At 70.1% G+C, this 21,600-nt stretch carries 20 protein-coding genes; 11 read left to right on the top strand and 9 right to left on the bottom strand.

Translation table 11 applies throughout. The annotated features are described in order from the left end of the window. Positions 1 to 12: 12 nt before the first annotated feature. The 3 genes from ACFWBQ_RS33525 (at position 13) to ACFWBQ_RS33515 (ending at position 1,480) form a co-directional block, all read left to right on the top strand. On the top strand, positions 13 to 825 hold the full coding sequence (locus ACFWBQ_RS33525; RefSeq protein WP_385505959.1) for an isoprenyl transferase: 813 nt from the start codon (positions 13 to 15) through the stop codon (positions 823 to 825). A 91-nt stretch (positions 826 to 916) separates the two neighbouring features. Continuing rightward, on the top strand, positions 917 to 1,204 hold the full coding sequence (locus ACFWBQ_RS33520) for a hypothetical protein (RefSeq protein ID WP_385505955.1): 288 nt from the start codon (positions 917 to 919) through the stop codon (positions 1,202 to 1,204). 78 nt (positions 1,205 to 1,282) lie between these two features. After that, positions 1,283 to 1,480, top strand: a complete 198-nt coding sequence (locus tag ACFWBQ_RS33515) for a hypothetical protein (protein ID WP_385505952.1) — start codon at positions 1,283 to 1,285, stop codon at positions 1,478 to 1,480. A gap of 34 nt (positions 1,481 to 1,514) precedes the next feature. Here the strand turns inward: ACFWBQ_RS33515 and ACFWBQ_RS33510 are convergent, their stop codons facing one another. The 4 genes from ACFWBQ_RS33510 to ACFWBQ_RS33495 form a co-directional block, all read right to left on the bottom strand. After that, on the bottom strand, positions 1,515 to 1,949 hold the full coding sequence (locus ACFWBQ_RS33510) for a Fur family transcriptional regulator (RefSeq protein WP_385505950.1): 435 nt from the start codon (positions 1,947 to 1,949) through the stop codon (positions 1,515 to 1,517). Between the two features lie 73 nt (positions 1,950 to 2,022). Beyond that, entirely contained in the window at positions 2,023 to 2,922 is a 900-nt protein-coding gene (locus tag ACFWBQ_RS33505) for a metal ABC transporter permease (RefSeq protein ID WP_385506045.1), read from the bottom strand. Next, positions 2,919 to 3,695: a metal ABC transporter ATP-binding protein gene (locus ACFWBQ_RS33500; RefSeq protein ID WP_385505947.1), complete on the bottom strand. Its 777-nt coding sequence runs from the start codon at positions 3,693 to 3,695 to the stop codon at positions 2,919 to 2,921. The genes ACFWBQ_RS33505 and ACFWBQ_RS33500 overlap by 4 nt, the downstream gene beginning before the upstream one ends. Before the next feature lie 44 nt (positions 3,696 to 3,739). Then, positions 3,740 to 4,711 (bottom strand): metal ABC transporter substrate-binding protein, encoded by a 972-nt coding sequence (locus tag ACFWBQ_RS33495; RefSeq protein ID WP_385505943.1) that lies wholly within the window; start codon positions 4,709 to 4,711, stop codon positions 3,740 to 3,742. Between the two features lie 166 nt (positions 4,712 to 4,877). Here ACFWBQ_RS33495 and ACFWBQ_RS33490 point away from each other — a divergent pair, with 166 nt between their 5' ends. From ACFWBQ_RS33490 to ACFWBQ_RS33480, 3 genes are all read left to right on the top strand, one after another. Next, positions 4,878 to 6,260 carry a glycine--tRNA ligase gene (locus ACFWBQ_RS33490; protein ID WP_385505941.1) on the top strand — a complete coding sequence of 461 codons (1,383 nt, stop codon included), beginning with the start codon at positions 4,878 to 4,880 and terminating at the stop codon, positions 6,258 to 6,260. 91 nt (positions 6,261 to 6,351) lie between these two features. Beyond that, positions 6,352 to 6,555 (top strand): hypothetical protein, encoded by a 204-nt coding sequence (locus tag ACFWBQ_RS33485; protein ID WP_329211258.1) that lies wholly within the window; start codon positions 6,352 to 6,354, stop codon positions 6,553 to 6,555. Positions 6,556 to 6,749: 194 nt separating this feature from the next. Beyond that, the gene (locus ACFWBQ_RS33480; protein ID WP_385505936.1) at positions 6,750 to 6,983 is read left to right on the top strand and encodes a DUF6243 family protein; all 234 of its coding nucleotides are present in this window, start codon (positions 6,750 to 6,752) and stop codon (positions 6,981 to 6,983) included. A 58-nt stretch (positions 6,984 to 7,041) separates the two neighbouring features. On the opposite strand, the gene ACFWBQ_RS33475 is transcribed toward ACFWBQ_RS33480, so the two are convergent. After that, the gene (locus tag ACFWBQ_RS33475; RefSeq protein WP_385505932.1) at positions 7,042 to 8,514 is read right to left on the bottom strand and encodes an MFS transporter; all 1,473 of its coding nucleotides are present in this window, start codon (positions 8,512 to 8,514) and stop codon (positions 7,042 to 7,044) included. Positions 8,515 to 8,615: 101 nt separating this feature from the next. Between ACFWBQ_RS33475 and ACFWBQ_RS33470 the strand changes: the two genes are divergently transcribed. The 5 genes from ACFWBQ_RS33470 to ACFWBQ_RS33450 all read left to right on the top strand — a co-directional run bounded on the left by ACFWBQ_RS33470 (position 8,616) and on the right by ACFWBQ_RS33450 (position 16,054). After that, on the top strand, positions 8,616 to 9,479 hold the full coding sequence (locus ACFWBQ_RS33470) for a helix-turn-helix transcriptional regulator (RefSeq protein WP_385505930.1): 864 nt from the start codon (positions 8,616 to 8,618) through the stop codon (positions 9,477 to 9,479). Positions 9,480 to 9,525: 46 nt separating this feature from the next. Continuing rightward, on the top strand, positions 9,526 to 10,674 hold the full coding sequence (gene dusB, locus ACFWBQ_RS33465) for a tRNA dihydrouridine synthase DusB (RefSeq protein ID WP_385505928.1): 1,149 nt from the start codon (positions 9,526 to 9,528) through the stop codon (positions 10,672 to 10,674). A gap of 561 nt (positions 10,675 to 11,235) precedes the next feature. Further along, positions 11,236 to 13,947, top strand: a complete 2,712-nt coding sequence (ppdK, locus tag ACFWBQ_RS33460) for a pyruvate, phosphate dikinase (protein WP_385505927.1) — start codon at positions 11,236 to 11,238, stop codon at positions 13,945 to 13,947. Positions 13,948 to 14,457: 510 nt separating this feature from the next. Further along, positions 14,458 to 15,474, top strand: a complete 1,017-nt coding sequence (locus ACFWBQ_RS33455) for an ArsR/SmtB family transcription factor (RefSeq protein WP_385505924.1) — start codon at positions 14,458 to 14,460, stop codon at positions 15,472 to 15,474. Between the two features lie 163 nt (positions 15,475 to 15,637). After that, positions 15,638 to 16,054: a VOC family protein gene (locus ACFWBQ_RS33450; RefSeq protein WP_385505921.1), complete on the top strand. Its 417-nt coding sequence runs from the start codon at positions 15,638 to 15,640 to the stop codon at positions 16,052 to 16,054. Between the two features lie 57 nt (positions 16,055 to 16,111). Here the strand turns inward: ACFWBQ_RS33450 and ACFWBQ_RS33445 are convergent, their stop codons facing one another. From ACFWBQ_RS33445 to ACFWBQ_RS33430, 4 genes are all read right to left on the bottom strand, one after another. Beyond that, the gene (locus ACFWBQ_RS33445; RefSeq protein ID WP_385505920.1) at positions 16,112 to 17,278 is read right to left on the bottom strand and encodes an alkaline phosphatase PhoX; all 1,167 of its coding nucleotides are present in this window, start codon (positions 17,276 to 17,278) and stop codon (positions 16,112 to 16,114) included. A gap of 116 nt (positions 17,279 to 17,394) precedes the next feature. Beyond that, on the bottom strand, positions 17,395 to 17,754 hold the full coding sequence (gene nirD, locus ACFWBQ_RS33440) for a nitrite reductase small subunit NirD (protein ID WP_385505918.1): 360 nt from the start codon (positions 17,752 to 17,754) through the stop codon (positions 17,395 to 17,397). Continuing rightward, on the bottom strand, positions 17,754 to 20,339 hold the full coding sequence (gene nirB / locus ACFWBQ_RS33435; RefSeq protein ID WP_385505916.1) for a nitrite reductase large subunit NirB: 2,586 nt from the start codon (positions 20,337 to 20,339) through the stop codon (positions 17,754 to 17,756). Before nirB ends, nirD begins: the two co-directional genes overlap by 1 nt. After that, positions 20,339 to 21,586, bottom strand: a complete 1,248-nt coding sequence (locus ACFWBQ_RS33430; RefSeq protein WP_385505913.1) for an NAD(P)/FAD-dependent oxidoreductase — start codon at positions 21,584 to 21,586, stop codon at positions 20,339 to 20,341. Before ACFWBQ_RS33430 ends, nirB begins: the two co-directional genes overlap by 1 nt. Positions 21,587 to 21,600: the final 14 nt, after the last annotated feature.

Genomic DNA, 21,600 nt, shown 5'->3' with positions numbered 1-21,600 from the left:
ACGAGAGAGCTCATGGCAGTACGCGGGATTCTCGGTGGCCGTAGCCGACGCGAGTACAAGACCCCCGAGCCGCACCCCTCCGGCGCCACCCCGCCGAAGATCCCCGGCGAGCTGGTTCCCAAGCACGTCGCGGTCGTGATGGACGGCAACGGCCGCTGGGCCAAGGAGCGGGGCCTCCCGCGGACCGAGGGCCACAAGGTCGGCGAGGGCGTCGTCATGGACGTCCTCAAGGGCTGTATCGAGATGGGCGTCAAGAACCTCTCGCTGTACGCCTTCTCCACGGAGAACTGGAAGCGCTCGCCGGACGAGGTGAAGTTCCTGATGAACTTCAACCGCGACGTCATCCGCCGCCGGCGCGACGAGATGGACGAGCTCGGCATCCGGATCCGCTGGGTCGGCCGTATGCCGAAGCTGTGGAAGTCCGTGGTCCAGGAGCTCCAGGTCGCCCAGGAGCAGACCAAGGACAACGACAGGATGACGCTGTACTTCTGCGTCAACTACGGTGGCCGGGCCGAGATCGCCGACGCCGCGCAGCGCATCGCACAGGATGTCGCGGCCGGAAAGCTCGACCCGTCGAAGGTCAACGAGAAGACGTTCGCGAAGTACATCTACTACCCGGACATGCCGGACGTCGACCTCTTCGTACGTCCCAGCGGCGAGCAGCGCACGTCCAACTACCTGATCTGGCAGAGCGCGTACGCGGAGATGGTCTTCCAGGACGTCCTGTGGCCGGACTTCGACCGCCGGGACCTGTGGCGGGCCTGTCTGGAATTCGCCCGGCGCGACCGCCGTTTCGGCGGCGCGGAGGAGATCACCAGCAGCTGACGCCGGGGCCCAGGAAGAGGCGCCGACGGGCCGGGGGCCGGTCGCCCGACCCGGTCGACACGATCATGGCCCGTCGAGCAGGGGAGGGGCTGTGTCGCAGGCACCGGATGCCGGAGGGGCCGTGCCGCAGGAACCGGATGTCGTGGGGCAGGGGGCGGTCGAGCTGAGGTTCCGGCTGACCGCCCGGGACTGCACCAGGGCGCTGCGGGCCCGCAGCAGGGTCAGCGCGGAGGGCAGGCGCCACAGACTGCTCGGAGGGCTTTTGCTGGCGCTGGCAGCCGTGCTGGTGGCGCTGGAGGCGGGGCTGGACGTCGACTTCCCGCTGCCGATGTACGCGCTGGCGGGCATCACGGGCCCGCTGATGTTCCTGGACCCGTGACTGACGGCTCGTCAGCTTTGGGGCTATGTCAAGCGGCAGGGCGAGTCCCGCGTCCGGGTGGACGAGGACGGCCTGACCGTGACCATGGACCACTCCAGCGGCTCCTTCGGCTGGGCCGCGCAGCCGCGGTACCTGGAGACCGACGGGCTCTTCGTCCTGCTCGGTGACGACCGCAACGCCATCGCGGTGGCCCTGCTCGCCAAGCGCGGGGCCGACGGCCCGGCCGCGGTCGACCGGCTGCGCGGGATATTCGACCGCCGTCCGACGAGAGTCTGAGGCTTCCGGGGCGCCCCCGCAGACCTCCGGGCAGCTACTCGGTGGGTGACGCGCACTCCGCGCAGGTCCCGAAGATCTCCACCGTGTGGGCCACGTTCACATAGCCGTGCTGCGAGGCGATCGTCTCGGCCCACTGCTCCACGGCGGGTCCCTCGACCTCGACGGCCTTGCCGCAGACCCGGCACACCAGATGGTGATGATGATCACCTGTCGAGCAGCGCCGGTAGACCGCCTCGCCGTCCGTCGTCCGCAGGACGTCGACCTCGCCCGCGTCGGCGAGGGACTGCAGGGTGCGGTACACCGTCGTCAGCCCGACCGAATCACCCCGGTGCTTGAGTACATCGTGCAGATCCTGGGCGCTGCGGAACTCGTTCACCTCGTCGAGCGCCGCGGCGACCGCCGCCCGCTGCTTGGTGGACCGGCCGCGTACCGGGGCCGCGTTCGTGCCACTGATCGGCGCCGTGGCCACAGGTGCCTCCTCGTGTCGCCCGTACGTATGTCGGGCCATTGTGCCAGCCCGTCCCGGCGGCACGGTCGACACGTCACACACGGACGTCGTCCGTGGCCGTGCGGGCCCGCGGTACCTCCAGGGTGCACTCCGACTCGTCCGCTCTGCGTCCACGGGCGCGCCTGCGGGCCAGCGGTGTGGCAAGAGCGGTCAGCGCGATGAACACGGCGATAGCCAGCAGCACGATCGTCGCGCCGGGCGGTACCGGCCGGTAGTACGAGGTCACGGTGCCGGCCAGGGTCACGGCCGTACCGATGACGACGGCCAGTACGAACGTCACCTTGAAGGACTTCGCGATCTGCTGCGCCGCCGCGACCGGGACCACCATCAGGGCGCTGACCAGCAGCAGGCCCACGACCCGCATCGCCACGGTCACCGTCACCGCCGCCGTCACGGCGACCAGCAGGTTGAGCGCGCGCACCGGAAGGCCGGTGACCCGGGCGAATTCCTCGTCCTGGCTGACTGCGAACAGCTGCCGCCGAAGCCCCACCGTCACCAGCACCACGAAGGCGGCCAGCACGACGATCGCGGTGACGTCCTCCTCCGAGACCGTCGACAGGGAGCCGAAGAGGAACGAGGTGAGGTTGGCGTTGGAGCCGGTGTCGGAGAGATTGATCAGCATCACCCCGCCCGCCATGCCGCCGTAGAACAGCATGGCCAGGGCGATGTCGCCGCGGGTGCGTCCGTACCAGCGGACCAGTTCCATGACGACCGAGCCCGCGACGGCGACGAGCGTGGCCATCCAGACGGGGTTGGTGGAGAGCAGGAAGCCGAGGCCGACACCGGTCATCGCGATGTGTCCGATGCCGTCGCCCATCAGGGCCTGGCGGCGCTGCACCAGGAAGATGCCGATGGCGGGAGCGGTGACCCCGACCAGGACCGCCGCGATCAGGGCCCGCTGCATGAACGGGGGTGAGAGGAATTCCAGCATCAGGTGAGCAGTCCCGTCCGGACGGGCTCGGAGGCCGCGTGGGGGTGTACGTGGTCGTGGCCGGGCAGCGCGTGCTGGCCCAGGGCCTCGGGGGGCGGTCCGTCGTGCGTCACGCAGCCGTCGCGCAGCACGATCGCCCGGTCGATCAGCGGTTCCAGCGCGCCGAGCTCGTGCAGGACGAGCAGCACCGTCGTACCGGCGGCGACCTGCTCGCGCAGTGTCGCGGCGAGGATCTCCTGGCTGGCCAGGTCGACGCCGGCCATCGGCTCGTCCATGATCAGCAGTTCCGGCTCGGCGGCGAGCGCACGGGCGATCAGGACCCGCTGGTGCTGCCCGCCGGAGAGTGCGTTCACGGAGTCCCTGGCCCGGTCGGTGAGTCCGACGAGCTCGATGGCACGGTCGACGGCCGCCCGGTCCGCCTTGCCCGGCAGCCTCAGCTTCGTACGCGACAGTCGCCCGGAGGAGACGACCTCACGGACCGTGGCGGGGACGCCGCCGGCCGCCGTGGTGCGCTGCGGTACGTAACCGATGCGGGCCCACCGGCGGAAGCGGCGCAGCGGGGTGCCGAACAGTTCGACGGTGCCGCCGGTGAGCGGGACCTGGCCGATGACGGAGCGCACGGCGGTGGACTTGCCCGATCCGTTGGCGCCGAGCAGTGCCGCGACCTCACCTCGGTCGACGGTGAGATCGACGCCGCGCAGCACGGGACGCGCACCGAGCGTCGCCGTGGCGCCGCGCATGCTGATCACGGGTTCGGGCTTGCCGGGCTCGGGCATGAGCGCCTCCGATGCTGCTGCGACCGGTACGGGTGGGACGTGGGTCACTTCGCGCCGAGAGCCTTCTGGAGCGCGGCCAGGTTGGACTTCATGACCTCGATGTAGTCAGCGCCCTTGGAGGAGTCGGTGATTCCCTCCAACGGGTCCAGGACGTCGGTCTTCAGTCCGAGGTCCTTCGCCAGCGTCTTGGCGGTCCTGTCGCTCGCGAGGGTCTCGAAGAACACGGTGGTGGCCTTGTTCTTGTCGGCGACGGCGTGGATCTCGTTGATCCGGGCGGGGCTGGGCTCGGCCTCGGGGTCGATGCCGGCGATGCCCTCCTGGGTGAGGCCGTAGCGCTCGGCAAGGTATCCGAACGCGGAGTGTGTGGTGATGAAGGTCTTGGTCGCGGTGTCCTTCAGCCCGGTTTCGTACGCCGTGTCGAGCGCCTTCAGCTCGGTGACGAGGGCATCCGTGTTCGTGCGGTAGTCCGCGGCGTGGTCGGGGTCGGCCTTCTCCAGGGAGGTGCCGACGCCCTTCGCGACCTCGGCGTACTTCACCGGGTCCAGCCAGATGTGCGGGTCGGCGCCCGCCTCCTCGCCCTCGTGCGCGTGCTCCTCGCCCTCCTCGTGGCCGTGGTCGTGACCCTCGACCTCGGCGCCGTGGTTCTCGAGCGTGGTGAGCTTCGCGGCGTCCACGGTGTTCTTGACACCGGCCTGGCCGACGGCGTCGTCCACGGCCGGCTGGACGCCCTTGAGGAAGAGGATGTAGTCGGCGTCGCTCAGCCCGCCGATCTGGCGCGGTGTGAGATCCAGGTCGTGCGGCTCGACGCCCGGCTTCGTCAGCGGGGTGACGGAGACATGCGTGCCGCCGATCTTCTCGGCCAGGAACTGCATCGGGTAGAAGGACGCCACCACGTTCAGCTTGCCGGCGCTCCCGTGGCCGGCCGCGTCGGAGGAGGAGCAGGCGGAGAGCGCGGTGAGGCCGAGGGCGACGGCTCCGGCGACGGCGGTGGCGGGTATGAGGCGGCGTACGTTCATGACAGTCATTTTCAACAAAACTGGAAACGATTGTCAACAAGGCCGATGAGATGCCCGGATCGCGGGCCGTAGCCCGCTGTCCCACGTACCGATTTGATCCAGGGGGTGCGCCCGCCGGTAATCTGAAGCATTCGCCATCCCTCGCCGTCGCAATGAAGAGAGCACCGTGGCCGCCGACAAGATCGACACCATCGTCAGCCTGAGCAAGCGCCGTGGCTTCGTCTACCCCTGCAGTGAGATCTACGGCGGGCAGAAGGCCGCCTGGGATTACGGGCCGCTGGGCGTCGAGCTGAAGGAGAACCTGAAGCGCCAGTGGTGGCGCTACATGGTCACTTCACGCGAGGACGTGGTCGGTATTGACTCGTCGGTCATCCTGGCCCCCGAGGTCTGGGTTGCCTCCGGCCATGTCGCCACGTTCTCCGACCCGCTCACCGAGTGCACCTCCTGTCACAAGCGCTACCGCGCCGACCACCTGGAGGAGGCGTACGAGGAGAAGCACGGCAAGCCGCCCGTCAACGGCCTCGCCGACCTGAACTGCCCCAACTGCGGAAACAAGGGCACGTTCACCGAGCCCAAGCAGTTCTCGGGCCTTCTCTCCACACACCTCGGCCCGACCCAGGACTCCGGCTCCGTCGCCTACCTGCGCCCCGAGACCGCCCAGGGCATCTTCACCAACTTCGGTCAGGTGCAGCAGACCTCGCGCAAGAAGCCGCCGTTCGGCATCGCGCAGATGGGCAAGTCCTTCCGGAACGAGATCACTCCGGGCAACTTCATCTTCCGCACGCGCGAGTTCGAGCAGATGGAGATGGAGTTCTTCGTCAAGCCGGGCGAGGACGAGCAGTGGCAGGAGTACTGGATGGAGCAGCGCTGGAACTGGTACACCGGCCTGGGCCTGCGCGAGGAGAACATGCGGTGGTTCGACCACCCGAAGGAGAAGCTCTCCCACTACTCCAAGCGCACCGCTGACATCGAGTACCGCTTCCGCTTCGGCGGCAGCGAGTGGGGCGAGCTCGAGGGCGTCGCCAACCGCACGGACTACGACCTCAAGGCGCACTCCCAGGCCTCGGGCACGGACCTGTCGTACTTCGACCAGGAATCCGGCGAGCGCTGGACGCCGTACGTCATCGAGCCCGCGGCCGGTGTCGGCCGTTCGATGCTGGCCTTCCTCCTCGACGCCTACAGCGAGGACGAGGCGCCCAACGCCAAGGGCGTCATGGAGAAGCGCGCCGTGATGCGTCTCGACCCGCGCCTGGCGCCGGTCAAGGTCGCCGTCCTGCCGCTGTCCCGCAACCCGCAGCTGTCGCCCAAGGCCAAGAGCCTGGCCACCGACCTGCGGAAGAACTGGAACATCGAGTTCGACGACGCGGGCGCCATCGGCCGCCGCTACCGGCGTCAGGACGAGATCGGCACGCCGTTCTGCGTCACCGTCGACTTCGACACCCTCGACGACAACGCGGTGACCGTGCGTGAGCGCGACACCATGAAGCAGGAGCGCGTCTCCCTGGATCAGATCCAGGGCTACCTCGGCTCCCGTCTGCTGGGCTGCTGAGCACACGCACCTTCATAACGAAGCCCCCGGTTCCCTCCAGGAAACCGGGGGCTTCGTGCACACTGGGCGCACTCGTCCACAGGAGGCCAGGATGCCGTCCATGACCACGAGCAAGGTCAGCAGATGGGACCAGCACGGCCGTGAACACGTCGTCCACGTCCGGAAGTCGGGGATGCAGAGGCAACTGACCTGCGACACCTGCGGGTGGCGCAAGGGCGCGCAGTTCCTGCCGTGGCTCAAGGCCGAGGAACACCTCGCCGAGTCCCACCAGGCAACGGTCGACCCGAGCGCCTGAGCCGGGGACCAGCCCCGCGGCCGAAAAACGGGTGATGAGTCGCTCCGGGCCGGGGTACCTTTTTCGGTATGTCTTCGTTCTTCCAGATCTACGAGTGAGAGCGCGACGGGCCTCAGGGTCCGTCGCCCACCGAATCGATCCCTGAGATCCCTGATCTCTTCAGACTCACTTCTCACCACGAATGGGAGAACCCCGTGGCCAAGAGCCGCAACAACCTCCTCGGTGTGGGCGGACAGCGCAAGAAGCTGTCCCGCGCCGAGCAGCAGGGCGCGGGCCCCGCGCGCAACGCCGACCGCCAGACCGCGGCCGAACAGAAGCAGGAGCTGGTGCGCAAGATGCGTGAGCGCGCCGAGGGCTCCGGCTCCGCGCAGGAGGACGGCTCCGCGGACGCCTCCTCGCAGCAGGACGGCCAGGCAGCACAGAGCTGACGCACCGGTACGACGGCGGGCCCGGATCACCACGGTGATCCGGGCCCGCCCTCGTTTCTCACCCGACCGCGCGGGGCAGCCGCAGGCTCAGCAGGGTCGTCAGCACGACCGCCGCCAGCTGCACCAGCAGCGTCACGACGAGCGCGTCCCGCATCCCCGCACCCGGGGCCAGCGCGAGGAACAGCGTCCCGAGCGTCGCCACCCCCAGTGCCAGCGCGGCCTGCTGGGTCGTCGTCATCACTCCGCCGCCCACCCCGGCCCGCTCGGCGGGTACGTCGGAGAGCACGATGCGGAACAGGACGGGCAGCTGCAGCCCCTGCCCCAGTCCGGCGATCGCGACACCCGGCAGCAGTCCCAGGAGCCCGAGGTCCGGCCAGCCGTGCCACACGGCGAGCGCCAGTACCGTGACGCCCACGCCCTGGATGATCCCGCCGGCCGTCACGACCCGGCTGCCGAACCGGCGTACCAGCCGGGGGCCGGCCAGCGAGGCCGCGAAGAAGGCCGTGGCCATGGGCGCCAGCGACAGTCCCGCCGCTGCCGGGCCCATCCTCAGCCCCTGCTGAAGGGCCACGGCGATGACGAACATGAAGCCGCCGAAGCCGATCGAGAACGGCACCACCAGCGCCAGACCCCGCCGCAGTGATTCCAGCCGCAACAGGCTCGGCGGCACCAGCGGGGTCTGCCCGCGCGCGTCGGCCCGCCGCTCCACCCGGTAGAAGGCGAACGCGGTGAAGGGGAACAGCCCCAGCGAGACCCACGTCCACAGCGGCCAGCCCGCCGCACGCCCCTCGGTCAGCGGGGCCAGCAGCGTCACCAGCGACAGGGCCAGCAGCAGCGTGCCCGGTACGTCGACGGGGGCAGGCCGGTCCGAGCGGGTCTCCGGCACGGAGCGGGCGGCCAGGATCAGCCCCACCGCGGCCACCGGCACGTTGACCAGGAACACCGACCGCCAGCCCGCGCTCTCGCCGAACACCGACGACAGCGGGGCGGCGGAGACCAGGACGCCACCGAGGATCTGCCCGGCGACCATCGACAGCCCGGCCGTCGCCCCGTACAGGCTCATGGCCCGGGCCCGGCGGTGCCCCGCGGTGGCGGCCTGGATGGTGGCGAGCACCTGCGGCAGCATCAGCGCCGCGGCGGCCCCCTGCGCCACCCTGGCCCCGACGAGCGTCCAGGCGTCAGGAGCCAGCCCGCAGGCGAGCGAGGTGAGCCCGAAGGCCGCCATCCCGATGAGGAAGAGCCTGCGCCTGCCCGCCATGTCGCCCAGCCGCCCGCCGAGGACGAGCAGCACGGCGTACGAGAGCCCGTAGCCGGCGACGACCAGCTCCAGCAGGGCGGGGCCCGCGGCCAGGTCGTGGTCGATGGCGGGCAGGGCGACGTTGACGATGAAGAAGTCGATGAGGGGCAGTGCCGCGCCGAGCAGCACGGTGAACAGACCGAGCGTGCCGAGCACGGGCGTGGTGTGGTCGTGCCGCACGACGGGTGCGCCGGTGGCGGCGGGTGTCTTGGTCAGTACAGGGGATTCACTCACGTCAGTGACAATGGACCTGATCCCAGCCTGGTACCAGAGTGTCTTTATCCTGGTACCAGGAGCACCTGGCAGACAGCCGGGCCGTTCGGCACGCTGGGGGTATGACGACGATGGTGACCGAGGCTCCCGAGACCGACATCAGGCGGCACGAACTCGCCGGGTTCCTGCGCAGCCGCCGCGAGCGGATCACTCCCGAGCAGGCAGGCCTGCCCCGCGGCCCCCGCAGGCGCACCCCCGGTCTGCGCCGTGAAGAGGTGGCACAGCTCTCCGCCGTCGGAGTCACCTGGTACACGTGGCTGGAGCAGGCCCGCGACATCCACGTGTCCCCCCAGGTCCTCGACGCGCTGGCCCGCGCACTGCTGCTGGATCCCAGCGAGCGCTCCCACCTCTTCGCCCTCGCCGGCGCCGTCGACCCCGCACCGGGCTCCCGATGCGCCGGAGTCACCCCGGCCCTCGAAGCACTGCTCACGCAGCTGGAACCCTTCCCGGCGTGCGTCCAGAACAGCAGGTACGACATCCTCGCCTACAACCGCACCTACGGGCGGCTGCTGTGCGACCTGGACGCCGTCGCTCCCGAGGACCGCAACTGCATGCTCCTCGCCTACACCAACGAGGACTGGCGCGCCTCCGTGGTCGACCTGGCGGAGATGCGCCGGGTGATGGCGGCCAAGTTCCGCGGTGCCATGGCGGAACACCTGGCCGAGCCGGCCTGGAAAACGCTGCTGAGCCGCCTGGAGGCCGCCTCCCCGGAGTTCGGCGAGATCTGGGCCCGGCACGAGGTCGTGGGCCCCGGAGGGCGGACCAAGCTGTTCCGTAACGCCCGGGTGGGGCTGCTCCGCCTCGACCACACCGACCTCTGGCTCGGTCCCTCGGCGGGCCCCCGCCTGGTGACGTACGTCCCCGCCGACGAGGAGTCCCGGCAAGGGCTCGAACGCCTGCTGGACCTGTCTCCCGTGGGAGCCTGAGCGGACGGGATCCCGAGCCCCGTCCGGCGTACGCGACAATGGATGGATGACCACGCTCGCCCCTGCCCTCCCGCTGCTCCGGATCGGCCCGCACACCGTGCAGCCGCCGGTCGTGCTCGCCCCCATGGCCGGCATCACCAACGCGCCGTTCCGCACCCTGTGCCGTGAGTTCTCCGGCGGCAAGGGGCTGTTCGTCAGCGAGATGATCACCACCCGGGCGCTGGTCGAGCGCAACGAGAAGACCATGCAGCTCATCCACTTCGACGCGAGCGAGACCCCGCGCTCCATCCAGCTGTACGGAGTGGACCCGGTCACCGTCGGCAAGGCGGTCCGGATGATCGTCGACGAGAACCTCGCCGACCACATCGACCTCAACTTCGGCTGCCCCGTCCCCAAGGTCACCCGCAAGGGCGGCGGCTCCGCGCTCCCGTACAAGCGGCCCCTGCTGCGTGCGATCCTCCGCGAGGCCGTGGCGGGCGCGGGCGATCTGCCGGTCACCATCAAGATGCGCAAGGGCATCGACGACGACCACATGACCTACCTCGACGCGGGCCGCATCGCCGTCGAGGAAGGCATCACGGCCGTCGCCCTGCACGGCAGGACCACCGCCCAGCACTACGGCGGCACCGCCGACTGGGACGCCATCGGCCGCCTCAAGGAACACGTCCCCGAGATCCCTGTCCTCGGCAACGGCGACATCTGGTGCGCGGACGACGCCCTGCGGATGATGCGCGAGACGGGCTGCGACGGCGTGGTCGTCGGCCGCGGCTGCCTGGGGCGGCCCTGGCTCTTCGGCGACCTGGTCAGCGCCTTCGAGGGTACGGAGACCAGGCAGGCGCCCGCCCTGCGCGAGGTCGCGGACGTCATGCTGCGCCACGCGACGCTGCTGGGGGAGTGGATCGGCGACGAGACCCGCGGTGTGATCGACTTCCGTAAGCACGTGGCCTGGTACCTCAAGGGCTTCGCGGTCGGCTCGGAGATGCGCAGGAAGCTCGCGGTCACCTCCTCGCTGGAGGAGCTGGGCGGGCAGCTGCAGGAGCTGGAGCTGGACCAGCCGTGGCCGGACGGTGCGGACGGCCCTCGTGGGCGTACGTCCGGCAACAACCGCGTGGCGCTGCCGGACGGCTGGCTCAAGGACCCGTACGACTGCGCGGGCGTGAGCGCCGAGGCGGAGCTGGACACCTCCGGGGGCTGAGCCCCGCGGCTGTACAGGGGCACGGAGTGCCCCAATCAGGGCCCGCTCTTTTGAGCGGGCTTTTGTGCGTGATCCGGCCTGATTCGGGGTGGGGTGAGTGTGTGTGCGGTCCATCGGGAGTTCGTGTTCACGCTCCGCGGAACATAGGTGATCGCTGGGTAACGGTTCGCTGTCTTTGCGGCGTCCGGATAGTGACATCTGAGCGGGCCCAAGGGCGTGATTCTCGCCACCCTTGAGGGGTAAGTGGCTCAGATGAGCACCCTTCCGCATGCTGTACTTCTCAAATGATGGCACTGGGTGCCAGTCGACTTTGCTTTGATCGATCGACGCATTCGCTACTCTCTGTCGAAAAGTGGGCGATTTCCGGGCGCTCTGGGTAGTGATGAGTTCAGTAAGTGAACTCGGGGTCTCGATCGGTTGACCGCATGCACCACTTTCGATCTGCTGGCGGACGGGTGGTTGAGACCTCATGACGCGCAAGTGGACGTACCCAGACACCTTCGATCTGGGTATGTTCCTCGCCGTCAGGGCAGCCACCGCGTCCTCGAGGAGTCGAGACCCGTGTCGGAAAACAAAGATCGCCAGAAGTTCGTCTACGACTTCACCGAGGGCAACAAGGAGCTCAAGGACCTTCTGGGCGGCAAGGGCGCCAACCTCGCCGAGATGACCAATCTCGGACTGCCGGTCCCGCCGGGCTTCACCATCACCACCGAGGCGTGCAAGGTCTACCTCGACAGTGGTGACGAGCCTGCCGCGCTGCGCGACGAGGTCGGTGCACACCTCGCGGCGCTCGAGAAGCAGATGGGCAAGAATCTCGGCCAGGCCGACGACCCGCTGCTGGTCTCCGTCCGCTCCGGCGCCAAGTTCTCGATGCCGGGCATGATGGACACGGTCCTCAACATCGGCCTCTCCGACGCATCGGTCGTCGGGCTCACCGCCCAGTCGGGCGACGAGCGCTTCGCCTGGGACTCGTACCGCCGCCTCATCCAGATGTTCGGCAAGACGGTCCTCGGGGTCGACGGCGACCTCTTCGAGGAGGCCCTGGAGGCGGCGAAGGAGGCCAAGGGCGTCACCGTCGACGTGGACCTCGACGCGGCCGACCTGAAGAAGCTGGTCAAGCAGTTCAAGAAGATCGTCACCCGGGATGCCGGACGCGACTTCCCGCAGGACCCGCGCGAGCAGATGGACCTGGCCATAAAGGCCGTCTTCGACTCGTGGAACACGGACCGGGCGAAGCTCTACCGCCGCCAGGAGCGCATCCCCGGCGACCTCGGCACGGCCGTCAACATCTGCTCGATGGTCTTCGGCAACCTGGGCCCCGACTCCGGTACGGGCGTCGCCTTCACCCGTGACCCGGCCAGCGGCCACCAGGGCGTGTACGGCGACTACCTGCAGAACGCGCAGGGCGAGGACGTCGTGGCCGGCATCCGTAACACGGTGCCGCTCGCCGAGCTGGAGTCGATCGACAAGGCGTCGTACGACCAGCTGATGAAGATCATGGAGACGCTGGAGACCCACTACAAGGATCTCTGCGACATCGAGTTCACCATCGAGCGCGGTCAGCTCTGGATGCTCCAGACCCGGGTCGGCAAGCGCACCGCCGGTGCCGCCTTCCGGATCGCCACCCAGCTCGTCGACCAGGGCCTCATCGACGAGGCCGAGGCGCTCCAGCGCGTCAACGGAGCACAGCTCGCGCAGCTGATGTTCCCGCGCTTCGACGACGAGGCCAGCACCAAGCTCCTGGGCCGTGGCATCGCCGCGTCCCCGGGTGCGGCCGTCGGAAAGGCCGTCTTCGACTCGTACACCGCCGTCAAGTGGTCGCGGTCCGGCGAGAAGGTCATCCTCATCCGCCGGGAGACCAACCCCGACGACCTCGACGGCATGATCGCTGCCGAAGGCATCCTCACCTCGCGCGGCGGCAAGACCTCGCACGCCGCCGTCGTCGCACGCGGCATGGGCAAGACCTGTGTCTGCGGCGCCGAGGAGATCGAGGTCGACACCAAGCGCCGCAGGCTGACGGTCGGTGACACCGTCGTGGAGGAGGGCGACGTCGTCTCGGTCGACGGCTCCACCGGCAAGGTCTACCTCGGTGAGGTCCCCGTCGTGCCGTCCCCCGTCGTCGAGTACTTCGAGGGCCGGATGCACGCGGGCGCCGACGACGCCGACGAGCTGGTCGCCGCCGTGCACCGGATCATGGCGTACGCGGACCGAGTACGCAGGCTGCGCGTACGGGCCAACGCCGACAACGCCGAGGACGCGCTGCGGGCCCGCCGCTTCGGCGCCCAGGGCATCGGCCTGTGCCGCACGGAGCACATGTTCCTCGGCGAGCGCCGCGAGATGGTCGAGAAGCTGATCCTCGCGGACACCGACGACGAGCGCGAGACCGCGCTGGCCGCCCTGCTGCCGCTGCAGAAGGCCGACTTCATCGAGCTGTTCGAGTCGATGGACGGGCTGCCCGTCACCGTACGGCTCCTCGACCCGCCGCTGCACGAGTTCCTGCCCGACATCACGGAGCTCTCCGTGCGGGTCGCGCTCGCCGAGTCCCGCAAGGACGCCAACGAGAACGACCTGCGCCTCCTGCAGGCCGTGCACAAGCTGCACGAGCAGAACCCGATGCTGGGCCTGCGCGGCGTCCGCCTCGGCCTGGTCATCCCCGGTCTGTTCGCGATGCAGGTCCGTGCGATCGCCGAGGCCGCGGCGCACCGCAAGAACGCCAAGGGCGACCCCCGCCCCGAGATCATGATCCCGCTCGTCGGCACGGTCCAGGAGCTGGAGATCGTCCGCGAGGAGGCCGACCGCGTCATCGCCGAGGTCGAGGCCGCCACCGGCACCGCGCTGAAGCTCACCATCGGCACCATGATCGAGCTGCCGCGCGCCGCGCTGACCGCGGGCCAGATCGCCGAGGCCGCGCAGTTCTTCTCCTTCGGTACGAACGACCTCACCCAGACGGTGTGGGGCTTCTCCCGCGACGACGTGGAGGCCTCGTTCTTCACCGCGTACCTGGAGAAGGGCATCTTCGGGGTGTCGCCGTTCGAGACGATCGACAAGGACGGCGTCGGTGCGCTCGTACGCAGCGCCGTGGAGGCCGGCCTGGCCACCCGGCCCGACCTCAAGCTCGGTGTCTGCGGCGAGCACGGCGGTGACCCCGAGTCGGTGCACTTCTTCCACGAGGTGGGCCTGGACTACGTTTCCTGCTCGCCGTTCCGTATCCCGGTGGCGAGGCTGGAGGCGGGCCGCGCCGCTGCCGGTTCGAAGGGCAGCGACAGCCGCTGATCCCGTCGGCGGCCGACCGACACCCGGCGGCCGACCGACACCCTGCGACCACGACTCCGGGGCTGCCGGCGGATCATCCCTACCCTCACCCGATCCGACGGCGGCTCCGGAAAACCCGGAAGCGGCGGCACCCTGTGCGGGGGTGCCGCCGCTTCGTCAATTGAATTGCGAACCATTGAGGGTTGTTGCTTTTCTCCGTTCGGTGCGCAAATTCTCTGCCGAACGGACCGGGGTGCGGTCCATGGATCCCCACCCATGGACCGCACCCGGCTACCCCCGTCGGGTACGGAGCCGCACCGTCGTACACCGCCGCCGAACAGGCAAAGCCCCCCACGGCCCTCACCCGCTCTTTCGGTGACGCCGGATGCGTACCCGACGTCGTACAGCTTTTCGGTTGACGAGGATGCGGGCGAGACGTTTCAACTGTGGCCGAAACCCCGTGGTGACGTCGTGTGACGATATGCATACCCTTCGGTGGGGGCGATTGCGGTTGCAACAGGTGGGGGTTCGGTGCTGCGTATCCATGTGTCCGGAGAGGACCTTTCCAGAGTGCGGATGGCCACGAGGCCGGACGCAATGTGGGAAACCATTCTCAGTTTTCACCGACTGAGGGACCGGAGGGGTTCCACGGTGTTCGGGAAATGGCGCTCGGAATCCCGGACCCGGTTGAACGGCGAAACGCGCCTGCTCTCCGCAGTCGTTCCGCTCCGCGGCTATTTCCCCGACTTCCTGACGCCTTCCCAGGAAGGTGCCGAGCCTCTCGGCCTGGACGCGGGAATGGAGGCACTGCGCGACACCCCCGTGGAGCGCCTCCACGGCGATCTGGCGCTGCTGGCCGGAAACCGCCCCCGCCTCCAGCGGTCACCCCGGGGCGGGGGATCACCCGCGGCCCTGCTGGACGCGCTCGCCGAGGGGCGTACGGAGCCACTGGGGCGCCTCATAGCCGCCCTGCGCAGCTACCACCGCGCCACCGTCGAGCCGTACTGGCCGCACGTACAGGCGAGCGTCGAGGCCGACCGGGCCATCCGGGGCCGGGCCCTGCTGGACGGCGGCACGGACGAACTCCTCTCCACCCTGCCGCCCATGATCCGCTGGCGGGAGCCCGTGCTCGAGGCGGACTACCCCGTGGACCGTGAGCTGCATCTGGACGGGCGGGGCCTGCTCCTGCAGCCTTCGTTCTTCTGCCGCGGCAGCCCCGTCGTCTACCGGGACCCGCACCTTCCGCCGGTCCTCGTCTATCCGGTCACCCACCGCGGTGCCCCGGCCTTCGCCGAGCCCGGCCCCTGGCTGGGGCGGCTCGTCGGGCACACCCGCTCCGCAGTCCTTCGGGCCGTCGGCAACGGCTGCACGACGAGCGAGCTGGCACGCAGGACCGGAGTGTCCCTGGCCTCGGCGAGCCAGCACGCCTGCGTGCTGCGCGAGGCCGGCCTGCTCCTGACCCTGCGCCACGGCAGCTCGGTCCTGCACACCCTCACCCCGCTGGGCGCCTCGCTGCTCAGGGGCGGCGCCCCGCTCGCCATGTCCTGACGGGTCCGGCGTCCCCGGAGCCGTCGAGGGCGACGGGCGGTCGCCCAGGGAGGAATCCTCCTGCGAGCGATGAATTCGGCGGGGCTCTGCGGTCTACCTCTCGACAGCGCTCGAACGCAGCGCCACGGAGCACGCGAAGTGCCGGGACGGAAGAGTGGGAACCATGCCTCAGATGATCTTCGTGAACCTGCCGGTCAAGGACCTGGAGACGACGAAGAACTTCTTCGGGAAGCTCGGCTTCGGCTTCAACCCGAAGTTCAGCGACGAGACGACGGCCTGTCTGGTCATCAGCGACACGATCTTCGCCATGCTCATCAGCGAGCCGCGCTTCAAGGAGTTCACCAAGAAGGAGATCGCCGACGCAGGGAAGACGACGGAGGTCCTCCTCGCCCTGAGCGCGGACAGCAGGGCCGAGGTCGACGAGATGGCCGACGCCGCGCTCGCCGCGGGCGGGTCTGCGGCCAACGAGCCCATGGACATGGGCTTCATGTACGGCCGTTCCTTCCAGGACCCGGACCACCACATCTGGGAGGTCGTGTGGATGGACCCGGCGGCGGCCGAGGGCGACGGCCAGGCCTGATGGCCGCTCGGCCGGCCTCACGGCACCGGAACCGGCGCCGTGAGGCTGTGGCCTGGCTCAGCTGCGGAACGGCCCCGTGACCTCGTACGTGATGCCACCGGACGAGCTCCCGCTGGTCCCGCGCTGCGAGGAGAAGTAGAGCCGGGTGCCGTCCGGGGAGAAGGCCGGGCCGGTGATCTCCGAGCCGGACTGGCCGCTGATCCGCAGGAACGGGGCGACGGTGTCGTCCGGGGTGATCAGGCAGATCTCCAGGTTCCCGCCGTCCTCGGCGACATACAGGTCACCCGAGTCGGAGCGGGTGACGTTGTCGACGCCGGTGAGCGGGGCGCCGCCGCCGGTGACGAGCGAGTCGTCGTAGGCGAGCGAGAGGCTGGAGGCGTTCGCGTCGTACGCCCACACCCGGTTGTCGCCCTTGGTGGTGAACCAGCAGGTGCCCGCCGCGTAGAAGCAGCCCTCGCCGCCGTTGAACACCTTGGCACCGGAGACCTGGTAGCGGGTCAGGGTGGGCGAGCCGTCCGGGTCGGGGACCGTGGTCCAGGTCACCGGCCCCGAGGTGCCGGTGCCCGCCACCAGGACCTGCAGGGTGCCGGCGGACAGATTGCCCCAGGTGGTGGGGCGGAAGCGGTAGAAGCGGCCGTCCGTCTCGTCCTCGGTGAGGTAGATGTACCCGTGGTCGGGGTCGGCAGCGGCCGCCTCGTGCTTGAAACGGCCCAGGGCGGGCCGCTGGACGGCCGCGTTCACGCCCCAGGGGTCCGTCTCGTAGACGAATCCGCGGCTGACCTCCTCACAGGACAGCCAGGTGTTCCACGGGGTCCTGCCGCCCGCACAGTTGTTGTTCGTGCCGGACAGGATCCGGTAGGCGTTGGTGACGGTCCCGGAGGAGTTGAAGCGCACCGCGCTCGCCCCGCCGCCGCTGCCGGAGGAGACCTCGGCGTTGGAGACGTAGATCCAGCCGCTGCCGTCGGCGTACGTGGCACCTCCGTCGGGTGCGCTGTGCCAGGCGTAGGAGGTGCCGGGGACGGTCTGTCCCGAGCGGGCGACGATTCTGCTGGTGAAGCCGCTCGGCAGCAGGATGCCGTTGCTGTTGGCGGCCTGCAGCGCGCCGTAGGGGCCGGCGGCCGGCTGGGCGGGGTCGGCGAAGGCGGCACCCCGCCACAGGGTGCCGCCGAAGGCCGCCGCCGATGTCCCGATCACCGCTGTGCGCAAGAAGGTCCGACGTTCCACGATCACTCCACGGGTGACGTGAGGGCCCGCCGGTCCGGTCGGCCCGGCGGGTCGAACGTCAGGACAGTAGAGGTACGCAATTGACGGAGCGTCAACGTGCGGTGAACGGGCCGGGATCAGTCGGCGCGGACCGCGAAGACCGGCACGGTGACCTCGTCGTCGTCCAGGCAGGCGCCCGTCTCCAGGTCGAAGCGCTGCTTCAGCAGCGGCGAGGCCACGAACGGCCGCCCGCCCGCCGAGCCGACCAGGCCCCGGGAGAGGACGTACGCACCGGTGAACGGATCGCGGTTGTCGATCGCGTACGCGCGCCCCGCCCGGTCCACGAACAGCGCGACCTGCCGGCCGTCCGGGAGGAGGGCCGCCACCCCGCGCCCCGGCGTCAGCAGCTCGCGGTCGCAGACCGTGAGCCAGCCGTCCCCGTCCGCGAGCTGGATCGTCCGGGTGTCCTGCGCCGTTTCCATCGTCTGGGTCGTCATCAGGAAGAAGTCCCTTCAAGAGTACGGATGGCAAGCACGGGACCCGCGAGAATGTCCAGGTCGGGCTTGACCTGGTCGCGCTCCGGGACGAACTTCACCGAGGGGTCGGGTGCGTCGGGGGCGTTGACGAAGGTGACGAAGCGGCGCAGCCGCTCCGGGTCGTTGATGGTCTCGGCCCACTCGTCGCGGTAGCCGCGGACGTGGTCGGCCATCAGCCGCTCCAGCTCGTCGCACAGCCCCAGCGAGTCGTGGACGACGACGTCCCGTACGTGGTCCAGGCCGCCCTCGATCCGGTCCAGCCAGGTCGAGGTGCGCTCCAGCCGGTCCGCCGTACGGATGTAGAACATCAGGAACCGGTCGATGAGACGCACCAGTTCGGCGTCTGACAGGTCCTGGGCCAGCAGGTCCGCGTGACGCGGTGTGGCGCCGCCGTTGCCGCCGACGTACAGGTTCCAGCCCTGCGCCGTGGCGATGATCCCGAAGTCCTTGCCGCGGGCCTCCGCGCACTCGCGGGCACAGCCCGAGACCGCCGACTTCAGCTTGTGCGGCGAGCGCAGACCCCGGTAGCGCAGCTCCAGATCGATCGCCATCTTCACCGAGTCCTGCACGCCGTAGCGGCACCAGGTCTGCCCCACGCAGGACTTGACCGTGCGCAGCGACTTCCCGTACGCGTGACCCGACTCGAAGCCGGCGTCCACGAGGCGGGTCCAGATCAGCGGCAGCTGGTCGACGCGGGCGCCGAACAGGTCGATCCGCTGGCCACCGGTGATCTTCGTGTAGAGGCCGAAGTCCCGGGCCACCTCACCGATCACGATCAGCTTCTCCGGGGTGATCTCACCACCCGGGATGCGCGGCACGATCGAGTAGGAGCCGTTGCGCTGGAGGTTGGCCAGGAAGTGGTCGTTGGTGTCCTGGAGGGCCGCCTGCTCGCCGTCCAGGACGTAGCCGCTCGCACCGACCGTCGGCGCCAGCGAGGCGATGATCGAACCGACCGTCGGCTTGCAGACCTCGCAGCCGTCCCCGCCCTTGGCCTCCTCGCGGCCGTGCGAGTCCAGCAGGCCGGCGTACGACGTGACACCCAGGGTGCGGACGATCTCGTACAGCTCGCTGCGGGTGTACTCGAAGCAGCCGCACAGCCCCTGGTCCTCGGGCTGCGGCAGCAGCTGTCCGATGACCTTGACGCAGCTTCCGCAGCCCGTACCCGCCTTGGTGCACTTCTTCACCTCGGGCAGCGTGGTGTGCTCGCAGATCGCGCCCTTGGTCACGTTGTGGCAGGAGCAGATCACGGCCTCGTCGGGCAGTGAGGACGGGCCGAGCGTGACCGGGCCGCCCGCGCCGGCCGGCAGCACCAGCTGCTCCGGGGCGACCGGCAGGACCGTGCCGGTCATCGGCCGCAGTGTGCCGTACTGGTCGGCATCCCCGACCAGGACGCCGCCGAGCAGCGTGCCGTCCCGGCCGATCACCAGCTTCTTGTAGACACCCGAGCGGGAGTCGGAGTAGACCACGTCGAGGCAGCCCTCGGCCGCGCCGTGCGCGTCGCCGAACGAGGCGACGTCCACACCGAGCAGCTTCAGCTTCGTCGACAGGTCGGCGCCGGTGAACGAGGCCGCGTTGCCCGCGACCACCTCGGCGACCGCGACCGCCATCTCGTAACCCGGCGCCACCAGCCCGTACACCCGGCCGTCCGAGGCCAGCGCGCACTCACCGATCGCGAAGACGGCGCTGTCCGAGGTGCGGCACTCCTCGTCGACGATGATGCCGCCGCGCGGGCCTACCGCCAGGCCGCAGTCGCGGGCCAGCTGGTCCCGGGGGCGTACACCGGCGGAGAAGACCACGAGGTCGGTGGCGAGCGAGGAGCCGTCGGAGAGCGACATGCCGTTGACCCGGCCGTCCTCGCCCGCGGTGACCTCCTGGGTGCCGACACCCGTGTGGACGGAGAGGCCCATGTTCTCGATGGTGCGCAGCAGCGCGGCGCCACCGCCGTCGTCGACCTGGACCGGCATCAGCCGGGGCGCGAACTCCACGACGTGTGTGCTGAGTCCGAGGCCCTTCAGTGCGCCGGCGGCCTCCAGGCCGAGCAGCCCGCCGCCGACCACCGCGCCGGTCGTCGCGGTCTTCGCGTACTCCTCGATCGCGAGGAGGTCCTCGATGGTGCGGTAGACGAAACAGCCCTCGGTGTCCTTGCCCGGAACCGGCGGTACGAACGGGTACGAGCCGGTGGCCAGCACCAGCGTGTCGTACGAGAAGGTCTGCCCGGAGCGCGCGGTGACCGTGCGCGCCTCGCGGTCGACGCTCTCCGCCGGGTCGCCCACGTGCAGCTCCATGCCGTGCCGCGCCATGAAGTCCGGCTCGACGAGCGAGAGGTCCTCCGGCGTCTTCCCGGAGAAGTACGAGGTCAGCTGCACCCGGTCATAGGCGGGGCGGGGCTCCTCGCAGAGCACGACGACCCGGGCCGTGCCCTCGGCGGCCGTCAGCCCTCGGTCGGCGAGCGCTTCCAGGAACCGCTGGCCGACCATGCCGTGCCCGACGACCACGATCGTCGGCACGCCTGCGGTGGGGGCGGTCGGGGGAGTGGACACCGGCATCAGAAGCCTCCGTCGTTGGTGAGCAGGTGGAGCAGGGACATGTCGGCGGGGAGGGGTTCGTCGTCCTGCCAGGTCCGGGCGAGGGTGCCGACCGCGGCGAGATCGCCGAAGAGCACCCCGCCGGCGAGCCGGTCGCCCCGGACGACGACCGTGCGGTACGCGCCCCGGGTGGCGTCGGCCAGCCGGATCACGTCGTCGCCGGGCATCGGGCGGGAGTCACCGAAGGCGGCCAGGTCGAGACCGCCCGGGGCACCGGCGACACCGGCGGCGACAGGGACGGCAGCGGGGGAGCGCAGGGTGAGCCGGGTCAGGGCCCTGGTGCCCTCGTAGCGGGCGGACTCTCCGGCCAGTACCCCGGCCAGCACGTCCGCCTGTTCGAGCGCGGCGCCCGCCAGCCCGTACACGGTGCCGCGGTGCTCGGCGCAGTCGCCGACCGCGTGGATGTACGGGTCCGAGGTGCGCAGCTCGTCGTCGACGACGACACCCTTGCGGACGTCGAGTCCGGCAGCCTGCGCCAGGCCCGTCCTGGGGCGGACCCCGCAGGCCAGCACCGTGATCTCGGCCTCCAGCTCGTAGCCGTCGGCGAGCTCCACGGCGCGCACCGCGGGGATCGCCCCATCGGTGCAGCGCAGGCCGCGTACCCGGCACTCGGTGTGCACCTCGACCCCGAGGGACTCCAGGTGGCGCTGCAGCAGCCCGGCAGACTCGGCGTCCAGCTGCCGCTCCATGAGGTGCTCGCCCTGCTGGGCCAGCACCACCTGGGCGCCGCACTCGGCCAGCGCACGGGCCGCGGAGACCCCGAGGAGCCCGCCGCCGATGACGACGGCGCGAACGCCGGGACGTACCGCCGCGCGCAGGGCCAGGCAGTCGTCGAGGGTGCGGAAGGGATGCACCCCGTCCGGCAGCATGTGGCCGAGGCCCCGCAGAGGCGGCAGCACCGGGTTGGAGCCGGTGGCCAGCACCAGTCGCTCGTACCCGATGACGCTGCCGTCGTCGCAGTGCACCAGCCGGTCGGCCCGGTCGATCCGTACGACCCGCACCCCGCGCCGCACCTCGGCGGGCGGCAGCGCGATGACGTCCGGCTCGTACCGTCCGGCAAGTACCTCGGCGAGCAGCACCCTGTTGTACGGTGCGTGCTCCTCCTCGCCGATGACGGTGACACCGGGGACCCGGGCGGCGAGCCGTGCGCCCGCCATCCCGGCGCCGATCACCACCACACGCGCCGTGTTCCCGCTCTGTGTCCTCATGAAAGAGAGACTGC

Origin of the sequence: Streptomyces sp. NPDC060035 (assembly GCF_042736635.1) — a bacterium.
In the GTDB taxonomy this organism is placed as follows: domain Bacteria; phylum Actinomycetota; class Actinomycetes; order Streptomycetales; family Streptomycetaceae; genus Streptomyces.
Note: the sequence above shows the minus strand (reverse complement) of the source record. Positions and strands in the feature narration are given on the sequence as shown.